This is a genomic window from Spirochaetota bacterium (genome assembly GCA_038043445.1).
Lineage (GTDB): Bacteria > Spirochaetota > Brachyspiria > Brachyspirales > JACRPF01 > JBBTBY01.
The window spans coordinates 20,328-37,122 of sequence record JBBTBY010000008.1 but is presented as its reverse complement, the minus strand read 5'-3'; the positions used below and the strand labels follow the sequence as shown (position 1 = coordinate 37,122).

The 16,795-nt window shown below is 55.1% G+C and carries 14 protein-coding genes; 8 read left to right on the top strand and 6 right to left on the bottom strand.

The window, feature by feature from the left end; translation table 11 throughout:
- Positions 1-94: 94 nt before the first annotated feature.
- A complete protein-coding gene (locus AABZ39_01415) occupies positions 95-5,032 on the bottom strand; it encodes a LamG-like jellyroll fold domain-containing protein (GenBank protein MEK6793405.1) in 4,938 nt (1,645 codons plus the stop codon).
- Positions 5,033-5,285: 253 nt separating this feature from the next.
- Here AABZ39_01415 and AABZ39_01410 point away from each other — a divergent pair, with 253 nt between their 5' ends.
- The gene (locus tag AABZ39_01410) at positions 5,286-6,131 is read left to right on the top strand and encodes an AraC family transcriptional regulator (GenBank protein MEK6793404.1); all 846 of its coding nucleotides are present in this window, start codon (positions 5,286-5,288) and stop codon (positions 6,129-6,131) included.
- On the opposite strand, the gene AABZ39_01405 is transcribed toward AABZ39_01410, so the two are convergent.
- Both AABZ39_01405 and AABZ39_01400 read right to left on the bottom strand, forming a co-directional pair.
- Positions 6,128-6,865 carry a hypothetical protein gene (locus tag AABZ39_01405; GenBank protein MEK6793403.1) on the bottom strand — a complete coding sequence of 246 codons (738 nt, stop codon included), beginning with the start codon at positions 6,863-6,865 and terminating at the stop codon, positions 6,128-6,130. The genes AABZ39_01410 and AABZ39_01405 overlap by 4 nt on opposite strands.
- Before the next feature lie 114 nt (positions 6,866-6,979).
- Complete coding sequence (locus tag AABZ39_01400; protein MEK6793402.1) at positions 6,980-7,951, bottom strand: KpsF/GutQ family sugar-phosphate isomerase; 972 nt, start codon at positions 7,949-7,951, stop codon at positions 6,980-6,982.
- A gap of 136 nt (positions 7,952-8,087) precedes the next feature.
- Between AABZ39_01400 and AABZ39_01395 the strand changes: the two genes are divergently transcribed.
- The 7 genes from AABZ39_01395 (at position 8,088) to AABZ39_01365 (ending at position 13,610) form a co-directional block, all read left to right on the top strand.
- Entirely contained in the window at positions 8,088-8,555 is a 468-nt protein-coding gene (locus AABZ39_01395; protein MEK6793401.1) for a chemotaxis protein CheX, read from the top strand.
- A gap of 45 nt (positions 8,556-8,600) precedes the next feature.
- Positions 8,601-9,035, top strand: coding sequence for a response regulator (locus AABZ39_01390; GenBank protein ID MEK6793400.1), 435 nt, complete (start codon positions 8,601-8,603; stop codon positions 9,033-9,035).
- Positions 9,036-9,088: 53 nt separating this feature from the next.
- A complete protein-coding gene (locus AABZ39_01385) occupies positions 9,089-9,895 on the top strand; it encodes a protein-glutamate O-methyltransferase CheR (GenBank protein MEK6793399.1) in 807 nt (268 codons plus the stop codon).
- Between the two features lie 16 nt (positions 9,896-9,911).
- Positions 9,912-10,295, top strand: a complete 384-nt coding sequence (locus AABZ39_01380; GenBank protein ID MEK6793398.1) for a polymer-forming cytoskeletal protein — start codon at positions 9,912-9,914, stop codon at positions 10,293-10,295.
- Positions 10,296-10,321: 26 nt separating this feature from the next.
- Positions 10,322-11,305: a 4-hydroxythreonine-4-phosphate dehydrogenase PdxA gene (locus tag AABZ39_01375; GenBank protein ID MEK6793397.1), complete on the top strand. Its 984-nt coding sequence runs from the start codon at positions 10,322-10,324 to the stop codon at positions 11,303-11,305.
- 195 nt (positions 11,306-11,500) lie between these two features.
- Complete coding sequence (locus AABZ39_01370; protein ID MEK6793396.1) at positions 11,501-12,112, top strand: sigma-70 family RNA polymerase sigma factor; 612 nt, start codon at positions 11,501-11,503, stop codon at positions 12,110-12,112.
- Positions 12,093-13,610: a hypothetical protein gene (locus AABZ39_01365; protein MEK6793395.1), complete on the top strand. Its 1,518-nt coding sequence runs from the start codon at positions 12,093-12,095 to the stop codon at positions 13,608-13,610. Before AABZ39_01370 ends, AABZ39_01365 begins: the two co-directional genes overlap by 20 nt.
- A gap of 47 nt (positions 13,611-13,657) precedes the next feature.
- On the opposite strand, the gene AABZ39_01360 is transcribed toward AABZ39_01365, so the two are convergent.
- The 3 genes from AABZ39_01360 to AABZ39_01350 all read right to left on the bottom strand — a co-directional run bounded on the left by AABZ39_01360 (position 13,658) and on the right by AABZ39_01350 (position 16,545).
- Positions 13,658-15,028 (bottom strand): hypothetical protein, encoded by a 1,371-nt coding sequence (locus AABZ39_01360; protein MEK6793394.1) that lies wholly within the window; start codon positions 15,026-15,028, stop codon positions 13,658-13,660.
- Entirely contained in the window at positions 15,025-15,375 is a 351-nt protein-coding gene (locus AABZ39_01355) for a hypothetical protein (GenBank protein MEK6793393.1), read from the bottom strand. The genes AABZ39_01360 and AABZ39_01355 overlap by 4 nt, the downstream gene beginning before the upstream one ends.
- A gap of 171 nt (positions 15,376-15,546) precedes the next feature.
- Positions 15,547-16,545, bottom strand: a complete 999-nt coding sequence (locus tag AABZ39_01350) for a hypothetical protein (protein MEK6793392.1) — start codon at positions 16,543-16,545, stop codon at positions 15,547-15,549.
- Between the last annotated feature and the right edge of the window lie 250 nt (positions 16,546-16,795).

Genomic DNA, 16,795 nt, shown 5'->3' with positions numbered 1-16,795 from the left:
CGTTCTCCGCTGCATTTCAGATAATACGAATCTATTGCGTCGGATTGATGGATGCAATGCCGCAGGACATGAAAAAGTTGACGTATCTTATGGTTCACCAGGCGAAATACAAATAGGGGTCTTCGAAATCCTCCATCGGCCGCAGGTAGAGCGGATACGTGCCGGGGGGATCATAGTGCCGCATCGGCTGGCTGTAATATTTTGAAAAATCGATGGCCTTTGTCCCGGAAAATTTTCGCGGCGCCGCGAGATTGTCCATGAAAAAGCTCACGTTAAAACCTCGGCTCCCGGAAACGAGTTTTATCAGCACGGTATGTTTGCCTTTGGTGAAATTGCCCGATTTTATTTCGGTGGCTTTCCCCGGAGCACCGGATTGTTTGCTCAAGTCTATCGTCAACGTCCCGTCGACCCATATATACGCCCAGTAGTCCCCGCCCGCATAAAAATTGACGCGGCTGTCGGCGGCAAGATCGAACGACCCGCGGATCAATACGACCTGGTCCATACCCGGCTGGATCTTGTAGAGGCTTGCGACATCGATGATACTTGATTTTGCACCGCCGTAGCCGGCGAGATCGGAAGCGGCGGCAAGAAGCGTGAGGCTTTTCCAGGACACGCTCTCCTCGGAAAGCTTCTCATCAAGGAGCGCTTTCTGGCTGAGCGGTCCTTTTTTCACGGCCGAAATTTCGATATCGTTCAAGAGCTGATCTTCGACAATCCGCGTGTCGTCGCTCTGATTCGACGGGACATCGATGAGCGTGGTGATCCGCTCGACAAGCGCGGCCTCGCTTTTGACGTTGAGAAAGCTCAGCATGCGGTTATACAGTCCGCGCACACGAAGCTGTGACAAACGCGCCTGCGATGGATTGCCGATATCGAACGCGGTCACCGGCACTCCGCAAAACACGACACGCCCTTTTCCAAGCACCGAGTCGCTCACAAGCGATCCGTTCGCATCCACAAAATAATCGATCGGCTGACGCCAGCGCAGTAATCCGGGGCCGATCGTACCCGCTCCGATGACAGCATCGTCGAGAGACGGCGAGCGCGTAACATTGGTCACGAGGGTATACCCTGCTGACGGCGTTCCATCGGCCGCGATAAGCGCCGTGTAACCGCTCTTGATCTTCTCCCGAGCAGTGTCATCGAATTTTTTCGGCGGCATAATGCGCACAGCCTGCTCGCCTTTGCCCTGCTCGAAACCGAGCGAAGCGAATTCGCGCATTACGCTCTCGTCCATGCCGATTGATAATGTTCTGTTCACATCATCCGACGGTGCGGCCGCGTACTTGAGCAGCTGCTCGGCAACAGCCGTCGCGGCAGGGTCGACGCCGACCCTGCCGGTAAGATCGAGCTGACAGTAGATTATCCTCCCTTTTCCATGGCGCCATTCAAGAAGCGGCGAATACGCCATATCGAATTCGCAATCGATAAGCGGTCGGAAATTCCCCTTGTGCGGAATTTCTATTATGGCCGATGCGACGTTCCCGTGATTCCCGCACCGCGTCATGCGCTGCGCGCGGAAACCGGCCTGCGGCACATCGCGATGCGTCCAGTATCGCGGCGGCGTTTCTTCGGGGAGAAGCGATGCGCTGCCGCGCCAATCCTCAAGGTCGCTGCTCTGTATTCCTGCCATGACCGGATGCGCCTTTTCACGCACGAACACCTTTCGCACGCCGCGCTCCTCGCAGCGCAACCCCAAGCGCAGAAGATCGTCTGGCGTCTGCTCGAACATGATAATGGTGCGGCCTCTATTGATATCATCAGCGGAAAAAGGCAATCGCACGGCATTGCTCAATGACCCGCGCCCGATGATGATGAGGTTTTGATCGTTCTCTGCTTTCACATAGCGGTCAAGCCATTTCGAGGAATCGCCGATCGGATCATATAGAGAAGCGGCTATTATAGGCGTTTTTTTGATCTCCGGCCATATACCGAAATGGAACTCATCTTGCAACCCGAATTTCTGTTTGTCGTAAAGCGTCGTGATCTTGATCGTCGCATATCGTTTTTTTGCCGTCGTCGTCGCTTTCAATACGATCGGTTTGAACTGAATGCCCCCGGCATCGATCTTCACCGTCTCCGTGCCGGAAGCGATCACGCCGCCGTCATCCCAACTCGCCTGCCAGCGCACCGGGAATTCGATACGGCTCTCCGGCCCGTCGTATACGATCACTATCTGTTTCGTTATCGTTTCGTTCTGAAAGTAGTTCCGATCGCGATTGATGAAATCCGGGCTTCCGCCGATATACACGAGCAAGGGCTGCATGACAGCTGCATATCGCTGGACAAAAACATCGGTGATGACAGGATTCTGCCAGTTGACGGTCAATTCCATAAGCCACGGCACCCAGCCCTGAATGCCCCAGGTGCGCCAGCTTTTTGCTATGCGGGAATAGTAGTCACTGAGGAAATTTTCATACGCCGGTATGCGGCTATAGCGCATCGGCGCGGTGAGATACGTCGTGCCGTATTTTTCATAATCGCCCAGACCCTCGGTCGGCCGCCGCCGATAATGTTCCGGCTCATTGCGATAGGCTTCATCGCCGTACAGGAGCGCACAGAACTCGGTGAATGCGATCACCGGATCTTTGTCCTCGAGCCCCCAGCCGGCTTTCGAGTATTTTTTGAACATAAAATCGCCGAGCCAGGGGCAGCCGAACTCATCGCCCACCCACGGCTTTTTTCCGTTCTCCGCCCAATAGCTCGGCCATTTTTCGTATTCGCTGATGGGCAGCAGATTCATATGCTGATTCCCGCCGGAAATATCCCCGCCCCATGAACCGCCGGCATGCACATAGACCGGCACCGTCGGATCTATTTCGTGCACGATATCGATGCCGGCGGCTATTGATACTGCTTCGTGTGCGCGTTCCTTGCCCACCGGGAATTCCTGACCCATCCCGCGCGGCGAAAGATTTTCGGCATACGTGTCATAATTGATGATGTTCATCCCGATCGTATACGCCTGAATGCAGGGATGATGACGATACCTTTTTATATACGCAAGCATCTCGCGGCGATACTGCTCATACCCCTTCGATCCTTTGTCGAGCTTGAACGCCAGCCGCTGATTATTGCCGCTGGGGGGGATGGGCAATGTCACGCCGATGCCAAGTCGATCGCAGAGGTCAAGAAAATTGTCGTCATGCAGGTTGTAGGTCGTAAGGTTATGCCATTGCGATGTCAGATATCCCCACCAGAAGCTGCCGTTCGGCTGAAGCTGAATAACATTGAAGCCCATGCTTCTGAAAAGGTCAAGGAACACGCTGTTCGTGCTCATCGCTGTCGTGCTGCAGGTGCCGCCGCCGTGGAACGGTCCGATCATACGCCACGTGGAGCGACGCCCGTTGAGATACACTTTGTTCCCGGCAATGGAAACTTCGCGAAAACCGAATGTATTGCTCATCGCTTGTACGGCCTTTCCGCCGACACGCAATTCCGTTTCGATCCGGTACAGATGCGGGGCATCGAGATACCATGGCGTACCGCTAAAGTCAATCTCATATGTGTTCTCATCTGCGGTCACGGCGAACGGGCCGAACGATACGGGTTTCTGTGACGGCTCGGTAATGCTGCGAATGACGCCGGATATATTCCCGTCGCGCGCATGATCGCCGCCGGCGGTCACGGCAAGAACTATCTTTTTCTCCCTGACTTTCGACTCGACGAATGCATCGCTCAGCCATGCCGTACGTCCGCGGGGAAAAAGAACGGCATCATAGGTAAGACCCAGGGATTCCATTTTCGTGCGTTTGGCATGCGTAAGCGCCTGCCGCATAAGCTCATCGTCCTCTATCGTCGCGGTAAGCCCGTTGAAATTCCTTGTGCAATAGAGCTGCACTTCCGCCTGCGTGCCCGGAGTGACATACGACGTAATGTCCGTTTCCCAATCCCCGCGGAGCATTTCCCGGACTTTTCTGCCGTTGACGAAAAGTGCAGCCTGGCCTTCGATCATAGTGAATCGTATCCACACGGATCTGTCTTTCCAGTCCCCCGGTATATCGTAGGTTTTTTTATACCAGACAGCGTCGATATCGTCAGCGGATTTTACGCCGCTCGGCAATTTGCCGAGGCCGCCGCGGCCTATGATGGCCCGTGCCGTATTCAGTACGCGTACCGAATTCCAATTCGCATCGACGGGCGCGGTATTCGGGTCTGCCGCCGCTTGAACGAACCAGCCGGTAGGCGACCATACCTTTCTTTTTGGGAACACGGCGAGATCGATCTTCCTTTCTCCCGAAAGATATTTTTTCGTCAGATACTGTTCGATGGAACTGCGTTCCGTGTCCAAAAGCGCTCGATTGAAGACCACGATCTCCGCTATCGCGCCGGTGTATTGCCGCAGCTCGCTCCCGTACTGATCGCCGATGACATACGTCTCGGCCTGAAATCCGCTCGTGCGTCCGGTGTCGGATGTGCCGGCGGCTTTCCCGTCCCGGAACACTCGGCAGCTCGCGTTTTCTATCGAAACGCTTATGAGTTCAAAGGTATCGTTCGCCGGGTCGGGAATGGCAAGTCCGGTCTCTTTCGAACCGTCGCCTGTCCTGATAATGAACGTATCGCTCAGCCTTGAATAACCGAATCCGTACGAAGTCGCAGTCGCTTTATAAACATTTTGCGCTCCGGCGAATATCGCCTTATGCGCGGAACCCGTTGCCGATTGCTTGGTGTTTAACGCGACAATGAATACCGTGCAGTTCTTAGTAAGCAGCATCGGCTTTGCTGTAACAAGCGAATCGTCTTCGCCGTCGAAATGCACGACGGGCTGTCCGTTTATTGCTGCAGCAACCCGAACCGGGCTTTTCTCCGCAGACGTCTGCACGGCATTGTTCTTTTCCGGCGACTGATCCTGCCACACGCTCACGAATCCATCCGTGTTCGTAATAACACCCTTGTCTGCCGAGAGCCAGAGATAAAGCGAAGCATCGGCTGAGAGCGGCATCTGAGCGTTTACGGTACAGGGTGCAAGAATAATGGCCGTCAGCATCAACGTCCGGATGAAATGCTGATGAGCAAAGTGCTTTGCCATTGTGGTCTCCTGCATGAATACTATCATGAGCAATTGTCTTAATATAAGCCGTAAGTATAGTACATTGAAAGTATGAATACAATATAGAGAACAGAAAAAATCAGTATGAAACGGAACGGCCCGTGATCCGATGAGCAGATGGGGACGCGCTTTTTTCGCATTTACGCGACGCGTATTGTTGTAATCCCGTCGGTATACCATAAAATGTCCGCACCTGTCATCACGGTGAATTTACATCATACCGGAGCTTGGCATGCCCTTCGCGCTTAACCGTTCATTCGACCCCGCCGCCGATCTTTCGGTTCGCATCGTCGGCATGCATGAGACCATGCCCCCCGGCATGATTGAACGTCCGGGGACCGGTGATCTCATGGCGATAGTATTTGTCGATGCCGCTCACGTGCGTACCCCCGCCGGTGATCTTCCCGTGAGCGGGAATTCTATCGTCGTATGGGATAAGGGCTGGCCGCACTGCTATGGGAATATATCGCGCCGATGGACGCATCAGTGGCTGCACTTCGCCGGAAAAAAAGCGAATGCTTTGCTGAAGGATAAGGGTGTAGCGCTCGGTACACCTGCCGCCATCAAGGACATCGTTCAGGCGGACGCGACGTTCATGCTTCTCTATCGGGAGATATCCACTCGCACGAGGCCGGATGCGCGGATGCTCGCGAGCCTTCTTGAAAATTTCTTTTCTGTGCAGTATCGGCCCGACGAGCAGGGCAGCGCGCATATTCCCGAATGGGTCATACGGGCGCGCTGGAATATCGAAACACACAGCGCAAAGCCGCTTACCCTTGCATCGCTCGCGCTTGACGCGGGATATTCCGTACCCCATCTTTCAAGCGCTTTCCGCAAGGCCTTCGGCGTTTCGCCGATATCGTATCTGCTCGAAAGCCGTCTGCGAAAGGCTGAGATGCTCCTTGCCAACCGCGATCTCAGAACGCATGAGGTCGCCGCTGCAACGGGGTTCACGAACATACATTACTTCTATCGTGCGTTCAAAAACCGGTTCGGTGCGGGGCCGCGAGAATATCGGCAGCGGATACTCACCGATGCACCCTCAGCGAAAAAACATGGTGTCGGTATACGCAGTTAGCGTATCTTGTACTTCGCAGTGAAGATCCTCTCGACTTCGGTGCGCTCCGCTTCGCTCAGATACCGATTGTAGATGAGGATAAGCGCGATATCCCCCGGCTGCGGCTGATTTGCAGGCCAGAACGGGATTGATATATTCCCGTCCCCGCCGTATGCCGGCACTATCGCGGCAATCAGCGTTTTCGAAAGTATGCCGTTCTTATAGCTTGTGAGCGTGTTCGCGCCGTCGTGCTGTATACCGAGCAATTCCGCCGCGTCGGTTATCGTGTTCACCATGATGAAATACTTCATCTCACTGAAGAACATTCCATGGCGCTGCACATAGAAACGCGGCACGCCGCCGCCGCCGATCGACGAGTTGCCGCAGATGCCGAACGTGCTGTTCGTCGAGCGGCTTATCATGAATATCGAGAACGGTGTTCCGGCAAGGTTCGAGATGACATTGCCGAGAACGGAAAGCTGGGTATTGGACCCGTCGAAACGCACGGCGGGACTGCCGTTCACGGCATCCGCAATGAACACCGGCGCTGTTGCGCTTTGATTGTTCACGAGCTTCATCGGCGTTCGAACCGCCTGCGGCCCGATGACGGCTTTCCATACAGTGACCGCATCGCCGCTTTTATGCGAAGCGGAAAGCGTATCCGCTTCAAGCCAGAGCACGCAGCCCTCTCGCGGGACTTCCGCAAAAACGGCCGCACCTATGAGCACTGATACAAGTAATGAAGATGATCTCATGGAATACCTCCGATAGCTGCTTTCACCGATAGTATATCTGCATTCAGGGATGTTACAATGCATAAAATTGAAAATATATTGGAACTCGGCACGATCATCGTCGTCGAAAGGGGATCAGATCGCCTTGCTTTTCAATATGTCATGGATATGAACGATGCCCACGGGGCGCCCGTCCTCGACGACAACAAGCATGGTGATGCGCCCTTCCATGATGGCAAGCGCTTCGGCGACGAGCGTATCCTTCGTTATCGTCTTGGGGTCGTGCGTCATCACATCGGATACTTTTTTCTCGAGGATGTTCTCGCCGGCCTTCGCCCCGATGAGTATGCGCTTCACATCGCCGTCAACGAGTATGCCCGAAAGCTTCTTTGTCTCTCCATCGACGATGAGCGCCCATCCGATCCGCTCTGCCACGAGGCGATCGAGAACGCTCGCAAGTGTATCATCAGGCGATACGAGCGTGAGCGCTTTCCCCGTGCGCATGATGCCCTCGACGGTGGCAAGCTGTTTGCCGAGGCTGCCGCCGGGGTGATAGATCGCGAAATCCTTTTCGGTGAAGCCGCGTATCCTCATGAGCGAAACCGCGATAGCGTCCGAGAGGGCGAGGGTGACCACCGCGCTCGTCGTCGGCGCGAGATTAAGCGGACATATCTCTTTTTCCACATGGAGCGGCAGCGTGACCGCGGCGTTCTTTCCCAGATATGACGATGGTTTATTGCATATCGCGATGACGGGTATCTTGAATCGCTTCACATACGGGATTATCCCATGTACTTCCGCCGATTCGCCGCTCTGCGATATTATCACCATAACATCGCCTTCTATTATCATGCCGAAATCGCCGTGCTGGCATTCAGCCGGATGGACGAAGAACGACGGCGTACCGGTGGATGCGAGCGTGGATGCGAATTTCCGCCCGATGTGCCCGCTTTTACCGACACCGGTGACGACAACGCGTCCTTTGCAGGCGAGCATGAGATCGAGCGCCTCGGTGAACGCGCCGGAAAGCCTGTCGCTCACGCGTATTATCGCCTCGGCTTCTTCGCGGAGCACGCTTTGCGCATAGGGGATGATATCCTTCTTCATGCGCGCCATTGTATCAAATATCACGAAAATGGATAGTAGTTTGCACTTTTCACCATGGAATTGGAATTCGCGGTATTGTGTTTTTGACCGCACGGCGGTATAATGCATCTCAGCATTGAAAAAAGGCGGAGAACGCATGCGTCTTGAGTATATCAATCCGTTCGCCGAGGCTGCCTATGAAACGCTCGGCACGTACCTGAAGGACGATATCCGCATAAGCGATGTTACGCTGCGCGAGGGCGTTACGGAGATATCGGGGCTTGCCATCGTCATCGGCATCTCCGGGCAGGCAAGCGGCAACGTCCTCCTCGATATGAGCGAAGAGGTGGCCTGCAAGGTCGGTTCCGCGATGAACGAAACGCCCTGCGTGAACGTGGGTCCGCCGGTGATCAATGCCATCAAGGAATTGGCGAACATGGTGAGCGCGCTTGCGGTCACGAAGATATCCAAGATCGGCTATGACCTGAACGTATCGCCGCCGGTCGTCGTGCAGGGGCATCAGATAACCTATCAGTCGTTCAAGAACGAATCGCTCCTCGTGCGGCTCGATATAGCGAATGTGGGACCCATGGACATTTTTGTCGCTATCGTCGAGCAGGCGTAGGCGAGTGCACAGGCACGTGGAACAGAGGAAGAGTGGAGGCGCGGTATGAGAACAATGGACATCGGCAGCAAGATCAATGCGAAATCGCCGGACGGCATCGACGATAACGGCAAGCCGTTCCGCCTGCTCCTGGTCGACGACTCCGCGTTCGTCATCAAGCAGCTGCAGCAGATATTCATATCGGAAGAATATGAGATCATCGGTACGGCCGAGGACGGAGAGGGCGCTGTCGTCATGTACAAGGAATTGAAGCCCGATCTCGTCACGCTCGATATCACCATGCCAAAGATGGACGGCATCACCGCATTGGCAAAGATCGTCGAATATGATAAGAACGCGCGCGTGGTGATGATATCCGCGCTCGGGAAGGAAGACCTTGTAAAAAAGGCGCTTTTGACCGGCGCGAAGAATTACATCACCAAGCCGCTCGACCGGAAAAAAGTGCTTGAGCGCGTGAAGGCCGTCCTCTCGAAGGGATAGCGCCGGGCAGCGCACGCGCGGCACCGAGCACGCATGTATCGAGGAAGTTGACATTGACCGATGAGTATTTCGAGAAATTCAAATCGATGGTGTACGAGGAAAGCGGCATCTGCTTCAACTCGGTGAACCGCGTCGTCCTTGAATCCCGCATCAATGAGAACATACGCGCCCGATCGCTTCCCGACTACGACGCGTACTACCAGTACCTGAAAAAGGACAGGGAATCGCTCAAGGAATTCCTCGATTCCGTCACGACCAATCTCACCAAATTCTTCCGCAATGAAGCGCAGTTCGTAAGTCTCAAGCAGACGGTCATCCCCGAGATAGTGGCGCGCAAGGCAAAAACAGGCAGCCGGGTACTTCGCATCTGGAGCGCAGGATGCTCCACCGGCGAAGAGCCGTATTCCATCGCGATAACGGTGCGGGAGAGCGAGGCGCTCAGGGGCTCTCAGGTGTCGATATTCGCAAGCGACATATCGCTTAAATCGCTCATCGCCGCGAAAGAGGGGCGTTACCGCAAGGACAAGTTCGAGCAGATAGACAAGGCCATCATCGACAAGTACTTCGATGCGATGGCCGACGAATATATCGTCCGCGACGAGCTCAAGAAGCTCATCACGTTCGATTACCACAATCTCAAGCACCCGAGCGCGATAAAGAACCTCGACATCATCTTCTGCCGGAACGTGATAATCTATTTCGATGCGGAATCGCAGAAGCGCACCATCGACCAGTTCTACGATGTGCTCAATGCCGAAGGGTATCTCTATCTCGGGCATTCGGAATCGCTCTTCGGCATGCAGACGAGCTTCAAGTTCAACAAGATGGATGATTCCATAGTGTATACGAAAGGGCTGTGAGGGGAAGGAGTTTTCCATGGCCGTACAGAACGACGCTATCAACACCGTCATCGGCGAGCGGTCCTATTTCGAGGGCAAGTTCTCCGTCAAGGGTTCGATACGCATTGACGGGAAATACGAGGGCGATTACCTCGAGACCGATCAGGTGTACATCGGCAGGACCGGACGTGTGCGCACCAACATACGCGCGTCGAACGTCGTCGTCGAGGGCATCATCATCGGCAACGTGCATGCGACAACGCGCATACTGCTCCTGCCCACCGCGCGCATTCTCGGCGACATCAAGACGCCTGAGCTCATCATACAGAACGGCGTCATACTCGAAGGCCGCTGCACCATCGCCAATGATGTAACGGCAGAAGCGTCCGAACACATCAAAAAACTCTACGACGAACACTGACGATGCCGCACGGGCAATGCATCTGCATGACCATGGGTGACCCGGCAGGGATATCCGGAGAGATAATCGTTACAGCGCATGCGCGCATGTGCGCCGGGCGCGATGCCCTTGCGCGGAGGGTTAAGCGGGAGCTCACGCGAAAGCGGATATCGCTTGTCGTCGCCGGCGATGCGGGGTATCTCTCCTGGCACGCGAAAAGGATGCGCTCACGTATCGCCGTACGTTCCATCGCGGGCGTGCCGCGTTCCTTCACAGCGCTTTCGGCCGTCGAATGCATCCCGGTCACCTCCATCGATATGAAGTCGTTCCGTTTCGGTGAATGCACGTATGGGCGCGAGTCGATAGCGTATATCGATCATGCCGTCGCCGAGGCGAAACGCGGTGCCGTTGCCGCCATCGTTACCGCACCGGTCACGAAGGCTGCGGTGGCGAAAGTGCTCCCCGATTTTCGCGGGCATACGGAATATCTCTCCGAAGCCTTCGGCGCCGCCGATACGCGTATGGCATTCTATACGCCGGATTTTATACTCGCATTGGAGACCGTGCATATACCGCTGTCGAAGGTCGCCTCATCGATAACCGCGGCATCGGTAGCGAAGTCGCTTGCGCTCATCGCGGAGGCGGGCAGGCGCCGCTACGGAAAACGAGCTCCCATCGCCGTACTTGCATTGAACCCGCATGCCGGTGAACACGGACTAATGGGCAGCGAGGATGACGGTGTCATCGCAGAGGGAATGGCGGCATTGCCGAGCGCGTTGGGGCCGTTCCCCGCCGATTCATTCTTCATCGAGCGATACAAGTCGTTCAAACTGATACTTGCGATGTATCATGATCAGGGGCTGATACCGGTGAAAGCGCTCTACCCTCGTGCTTCGGTGAACGTTACGCTCGGCCTTCCGGTAGTGCGCACGTCGGTCGATCACGGCAGTGCGTATGATATCGCGGGGAAGGGACGGGCGTCCGCGGACGGGCTCTTGCATGCGATCAGTGCGGCTATAGAGCTTACCTGAATCATCCCGCCGCGCATTTTGCACTAATCCATTATTCGTGCGTATACAATTAAAGAAGGTTTTTCGGGTGCGTTGCTATGTACCGAAGGGGCCTTTACCGGTGCCTATACCGGGAAAGATGTTCTTTGAAAGCCATGTTGAAATTAAGGCGGGGCGGATGTATACTTCCGGTCATCCTTTCCGAAAGTATGTATAATGCGCGGTAATACAACGCCGGGGCGCGAGAGCGAAAACCGGGCGATCATAGAAGAATTCCAGCGAAAAGGCGACGACGCATCGTTCTCTCCGGTATACGAGCTTTACAAAGATCGGATATTCTATTTCATCCTTGCCAGGGTCGGTTCCGATGAAACAGCGCGCGATCTGTTCCAGGAAGTGATGTTCAAGGTCTATACCATCCTGCCGAAATTCGATTTCCGCTGCAAATTCGAGACCTACCTTTATAGAATGATCAACAACCTTCTTATCGACCGATACCGCAAGATCAAGCGCAGCGTGAACATGGCACGGATGACCGAGGAGACGGAGGAATCTATCGCCGAGACCGTCGGGGATGACCGGGTGAGCATTGAGGATGCAATGATAGACAAAGAACAGATGAGCGTATTGACTGACGAGCTTAAGGCACTTCCCGTCGGGCTGCGAAGCATCATGCTCATGCGATTCTATGACGGGCTTCAGTACAACGAGATAAGCGATATCTGCGGTGAAAGCCTTCGTAACGTCAAATATAAGGTGGAAAAAGCCTGCGGTCTGCTTCGTGAACGAATGCAGACAAGGGGGTATCATGTCACTGAAACACAATGAGTCCCTCACTGTCGAAGGGCTTCTCTCGCGTAAACGTACCCGGGACGGGTCGATACCACCGCCGTCATTCCAATCGTTCCTGCAGTATAAAGCGAAAGCAGAGGTGCTTTCCCCGGCAAAGGGATATATTCCATTTTTTCGCGTGCTTATGCCTGTAATGAGCGCGTGCGCCGTTGTCGCCGTTTTCATTACCCTTGCGCTGCGCCCCCAGTATCGCGCAGTCCCGCAGCCGGGGGGCTTTTCACAGGTCCCCATACGTTCTCACAACGGAACGATCGCCGTATCGACCGACGATACGCGCACCGTTATCGCGAACGGGCGTATCGGCGTACTTTCGCTCGGAAAACGGACGGCGCTTGCCATTATTCCCGCTTCCGGTTCGTCGGGTGAGCGCTTTACGCTCAAGAACGGGGCATGCGCATTCGCGGTCCTGCCGCAGCAAAAACCAGTGACCGTCACTCTCCATCTCGGCGTACTGCCGGTGACCGTTTCGGTGGTGGGCACGCGTTTCCTTGTCGAACAGAATGCGGCATCGGTCGGTATATCGCTTGATTCCGGCAAGGTGCTCGTCTCCTGCCTGTCGAACAGCATCGTGCTCAGTTCGGGCGAACGCGTCGTCATTGACGAAAGCAATTACCGTGTCATCTTCGGCGATGTATCGCTTCAGAAAAAGGGACAATACATCAGTGCCGCGGTACCCGTTGCGGATTATTTCACACCGAATATGGAATCGCTGCCGGAGATGCCCTCGACAAGGGGGCCGCGCATTGAACACACGGTGATTGATGGCGGCGTGTGGGCGGTCACGCTTGCGCGCGAACCGAGCACGGTGACCGCGCTGTCGGCGGACACGGCGGCGCTTGTGTACAGCGACGGAACATTCGAGACCATAACGCGCAGCGAGCGGAGAACCCTCGTCCTCCCGGCACCGGTATCCTCGCGTCCGTGCGTGTTCGGCCGCGGAATGCCGTATATCGCCGTGAATGCGAATGATGATACCACGCACATTATCGACACCAAAGCCATGCGCATAGCGGGTTCGCTCCCGACCGGTACGCTCAGGAACTCCTCCATACGCCGCTCCGGCGATACGTTCTGCGCGGTGAACAGCGACGGATACCTCGTCATATTCTCACTGTACCGCATCGTACACCGGGAACGCATTATCGACATGAACTTTTCGGACATCGCCGTACATGGCGGCAGCTTGTATGCCGTTTCACCGTCCGGCGTTCTTGTCCGCTATGATATCCCGAGGCGCGTTGTAGAGTGGCGCCGAGAGCTTACGGGAAGGTTCATCGAAGCGCGTTTGTACGCTGATGCAGCGGGTGTGACGATCATGGCGGAATCAACGTTCCGTTTCGATGGGAACGGTGCGGCGTGCACCGCTGCAGCCCGTTATCCTCAGCAGGAATATACTGCGGACGGTGCGTTCTTCGTACGCGGGGGAAAACTGCACCATGACGCGGCCGATCGAAGTGATACTAAGCAGGAATGATCATATCATGGACCGGCGTTCGGCATTCATTCGATGCACGGGCGGGTCTATCCGCCTTTCCGCGCGCTCTTTTCGCGCTCTGACGCCAGTACGCATAATCGGGATTGTATGCGCGCACCGAGGACGTCAAGTGCGTTGAAGAGGGGTCTGTCCCCGGCCGCGCAGTTCTCGATGAACATGTCGATGACCGAGCACGTCTGGGTGTCATAGAGCACCGCCGTGATACGCACGGCACCGCCGGTAACGACGATATCGCCGGTGACGGCGAATCCGGAAGTGAACGTGGTCTGGATGAGCGCGGCGGTCTCCGGAGTAAGTCCGGCGCGCTCGGGTGCTACGCCTTTTTTCGTGAACGTATCGATCACGGTGTCATAGGGTATCGTCTGAAAACCGGCGTTCTTCACGAGCTGTGCGCTGATCGCCGAGACGATGGTGCGTTTCAGGTATTCATACGATCTCAGTCCGTCGTTCCGAAAAGGCAGGACGGTGAGGCGCTTGAGCATGCGTTCTCGCTGCGCGATATCGGCGGCTTTTTCCCTTCGTTCATTCTCCGCGGGGGCATCCGCGTTCTTTTCCGCGGTATTCGTCCGATGCTCGCCGGCATGAGGCGGAACGCCGATGAACCCGTTACGGGCATGCACGTCCCCGAAAAGCATCGATGTCGACACACCGCCCTCCACGCCGAGGAGGGGATGATAGCGTCCGGTGACCGCAACGATAACCGACGGGTCTTTGAGAACAGAGAACGGGACCCCGCAGGAAACGGAAAACGATGTTCCGTCGAAGGCGCCTGTCGCAGTGAACCCCACGGCGCCGAACACCGCTCCGACGGCAAGACGATGCGTAAGGACATTCTCCTGCTTATCGAACACATAACGCACGGCCAGGAACGGCAGCGGACGATATTCCGCCATTGCCGACATGTTGAACACCGGGACCCTGGCAAGCGCGATATCGTTGACGCCCACCGCTACCGTGCCCTGCAGCAAGGGCAGATCGATATCATACTGCGCACCGGCGGATAGATAAGGCTGATACACGGGATTGTTCGCGAGTATGTCCAAGTCCTCTTCGAACGATAATCCGAGGGAAAGACCGCGAATGAACGTGAGCGTAGCCCCGATGCGCAATGTCGATTCATACGACAGCAGTGTCTCTGCCGCCGCTGTATAACCGTTCACAAAAGCGCCTATATCCTCGATACAGGTGTCATAGGAACCGCCTATGGTAATGAACGGTATCGGTAATGGGATGACCGCTGAAAGCACGGCATGATGTGCCCATTCGCTCATAAGTTCATAGCGCACCTGGACAAGTGTCCTTTCCTCAAGCGCCATGACCGATGCCGGCAGGCGATACTCCGGCTGATATGACAGCGGAGCGAATGCAAGCATGACCGCGGCGGCGATATTGGTCATGGCTGTGTCCTGTATACGATGAATGGCCGCCGGTATACGGTGCTGCCGACACGCAGATAGATGAGATAAGTCCCTGAACCCAATGCAGGTACGACAGTGAACTGGTATAACGTGTCCGAGCCGCTTGTCCCGGCGTATATCGGGCGGCCGCGCACGGCACCCGCCCTGTCGATAATGGCGATATCCGCGGCGGATGTGCCGATGACGCGAACGGCGAGGACGGCGCTTCCTTCGTGAAAGAAATTCTGATTGATCAGATACACGTTCGTATCCGCGGCGGAGTACCCGAGGGCCACAACGGCAGAGAACAGCGATATCACGATGGCCTTAACTGCTGGCTTCTTCATACACATTGTATACACCCGATACGGTGATTTGTAAATGCGCCGCGTGCATACTCACTCGAGATCGATCAGGAGTGCGGGTTATTGCTCTGTCTGATGTGTCCTCTCGGGCACGCATTGAAAAAAGCCCCCGAGATGACCCGGGGGCTTTTTTCGATCGCAGCGCTATTCGTATCAATCGCCTGATGACCAGACGTCATTGTAGTGACTGCCGGCGATATTTCCGCCGCTCACCCATAGTTTATCCTTGAACACGGTACATCCGCGAGCGCTTCGGGCTGTGAACGGCGTTGACATTGTCATCGTCGTCCAATTATTGCCGTTCGTGGTATAGTACACATCGTTCAGATAGCTTCCATTGAATCCGCCCATAACGTATAAGCGCTCGTTCAAGACAAGCGTAGATGATGTATGCCGTGCCGAGAACGGTGCCGCGGAAGCCTGCGTCCATTCAGCGCCGTCAGTTGAATACCATACATCATTGAGGTATCCCGACCCGGTATACCCGTTGATGACCCACATTTTGTTCAGAAAGACCACGGCATAATGGAATAAGCGCTTGGAAAAAGCGGCAGAGTTCGTCGCGCATGACCAATTGGTGCCATCCGAAGAATACCAGACATCATTCGTCACCGATGACGCGGTCTCTCCCCCTATGAGCCACAGCTTGCTGTTATACACAAGCAATGTGTGTCCGTACCGCGGGAGCGAAAAAGTGCCGACCTTCGTCCATGATGAACCATTGAGCGAATACCACACATCGTTCGAATACGACGTGCCGGGGATATTACCACCGATGACCCACATTGCGCTATGAAACACCGCAGCACCGCTATGAAGTCTTCCCGCCGTCGTGAACGCTGAATCTGTTTCCAAGGTCCAATTGCTCCCCGTCGATGAACTCCACACATCATTTGAATAGGTCGCTCCGAGCGAGCCGGTCATCACCCACATTTTATTATTATACGTGAGCATACGATGTCCTGCACGCCCGGGATAAGGCGTTCCGACGGTCGCCTGTACCCACGTGTCGCCGATGGGTAATGTTGGCGTTATGAAGTTCGTTCCCCCGAGCAGGTTGTTGAGGACATTCAATGGGTTGATATTCCCGCATCCAATACTCACCAATACCGTTACGCTCATTGCCGCGAAAAGCACTGCTATACGCTTCATTTTCGTACCCTCCAAGGTTAATTATATACCAATGTATACGAACTGTAAATTGAAAAGTGCAATCCGCAAGGTCCTCTGCAATCCATAACAAAGGCTGCTCCAGAAGGGGATATAGAAACAATTACCGCTATCCCTCACAACCGGTTAATTCGGTGTGATTCACGTGCATTTTTCATACGAATTGCGATCCAGCACTGGCGCGATGATTTGACAAGCGTTTTGCAATGCATTATACTAACCACAGGTTTTG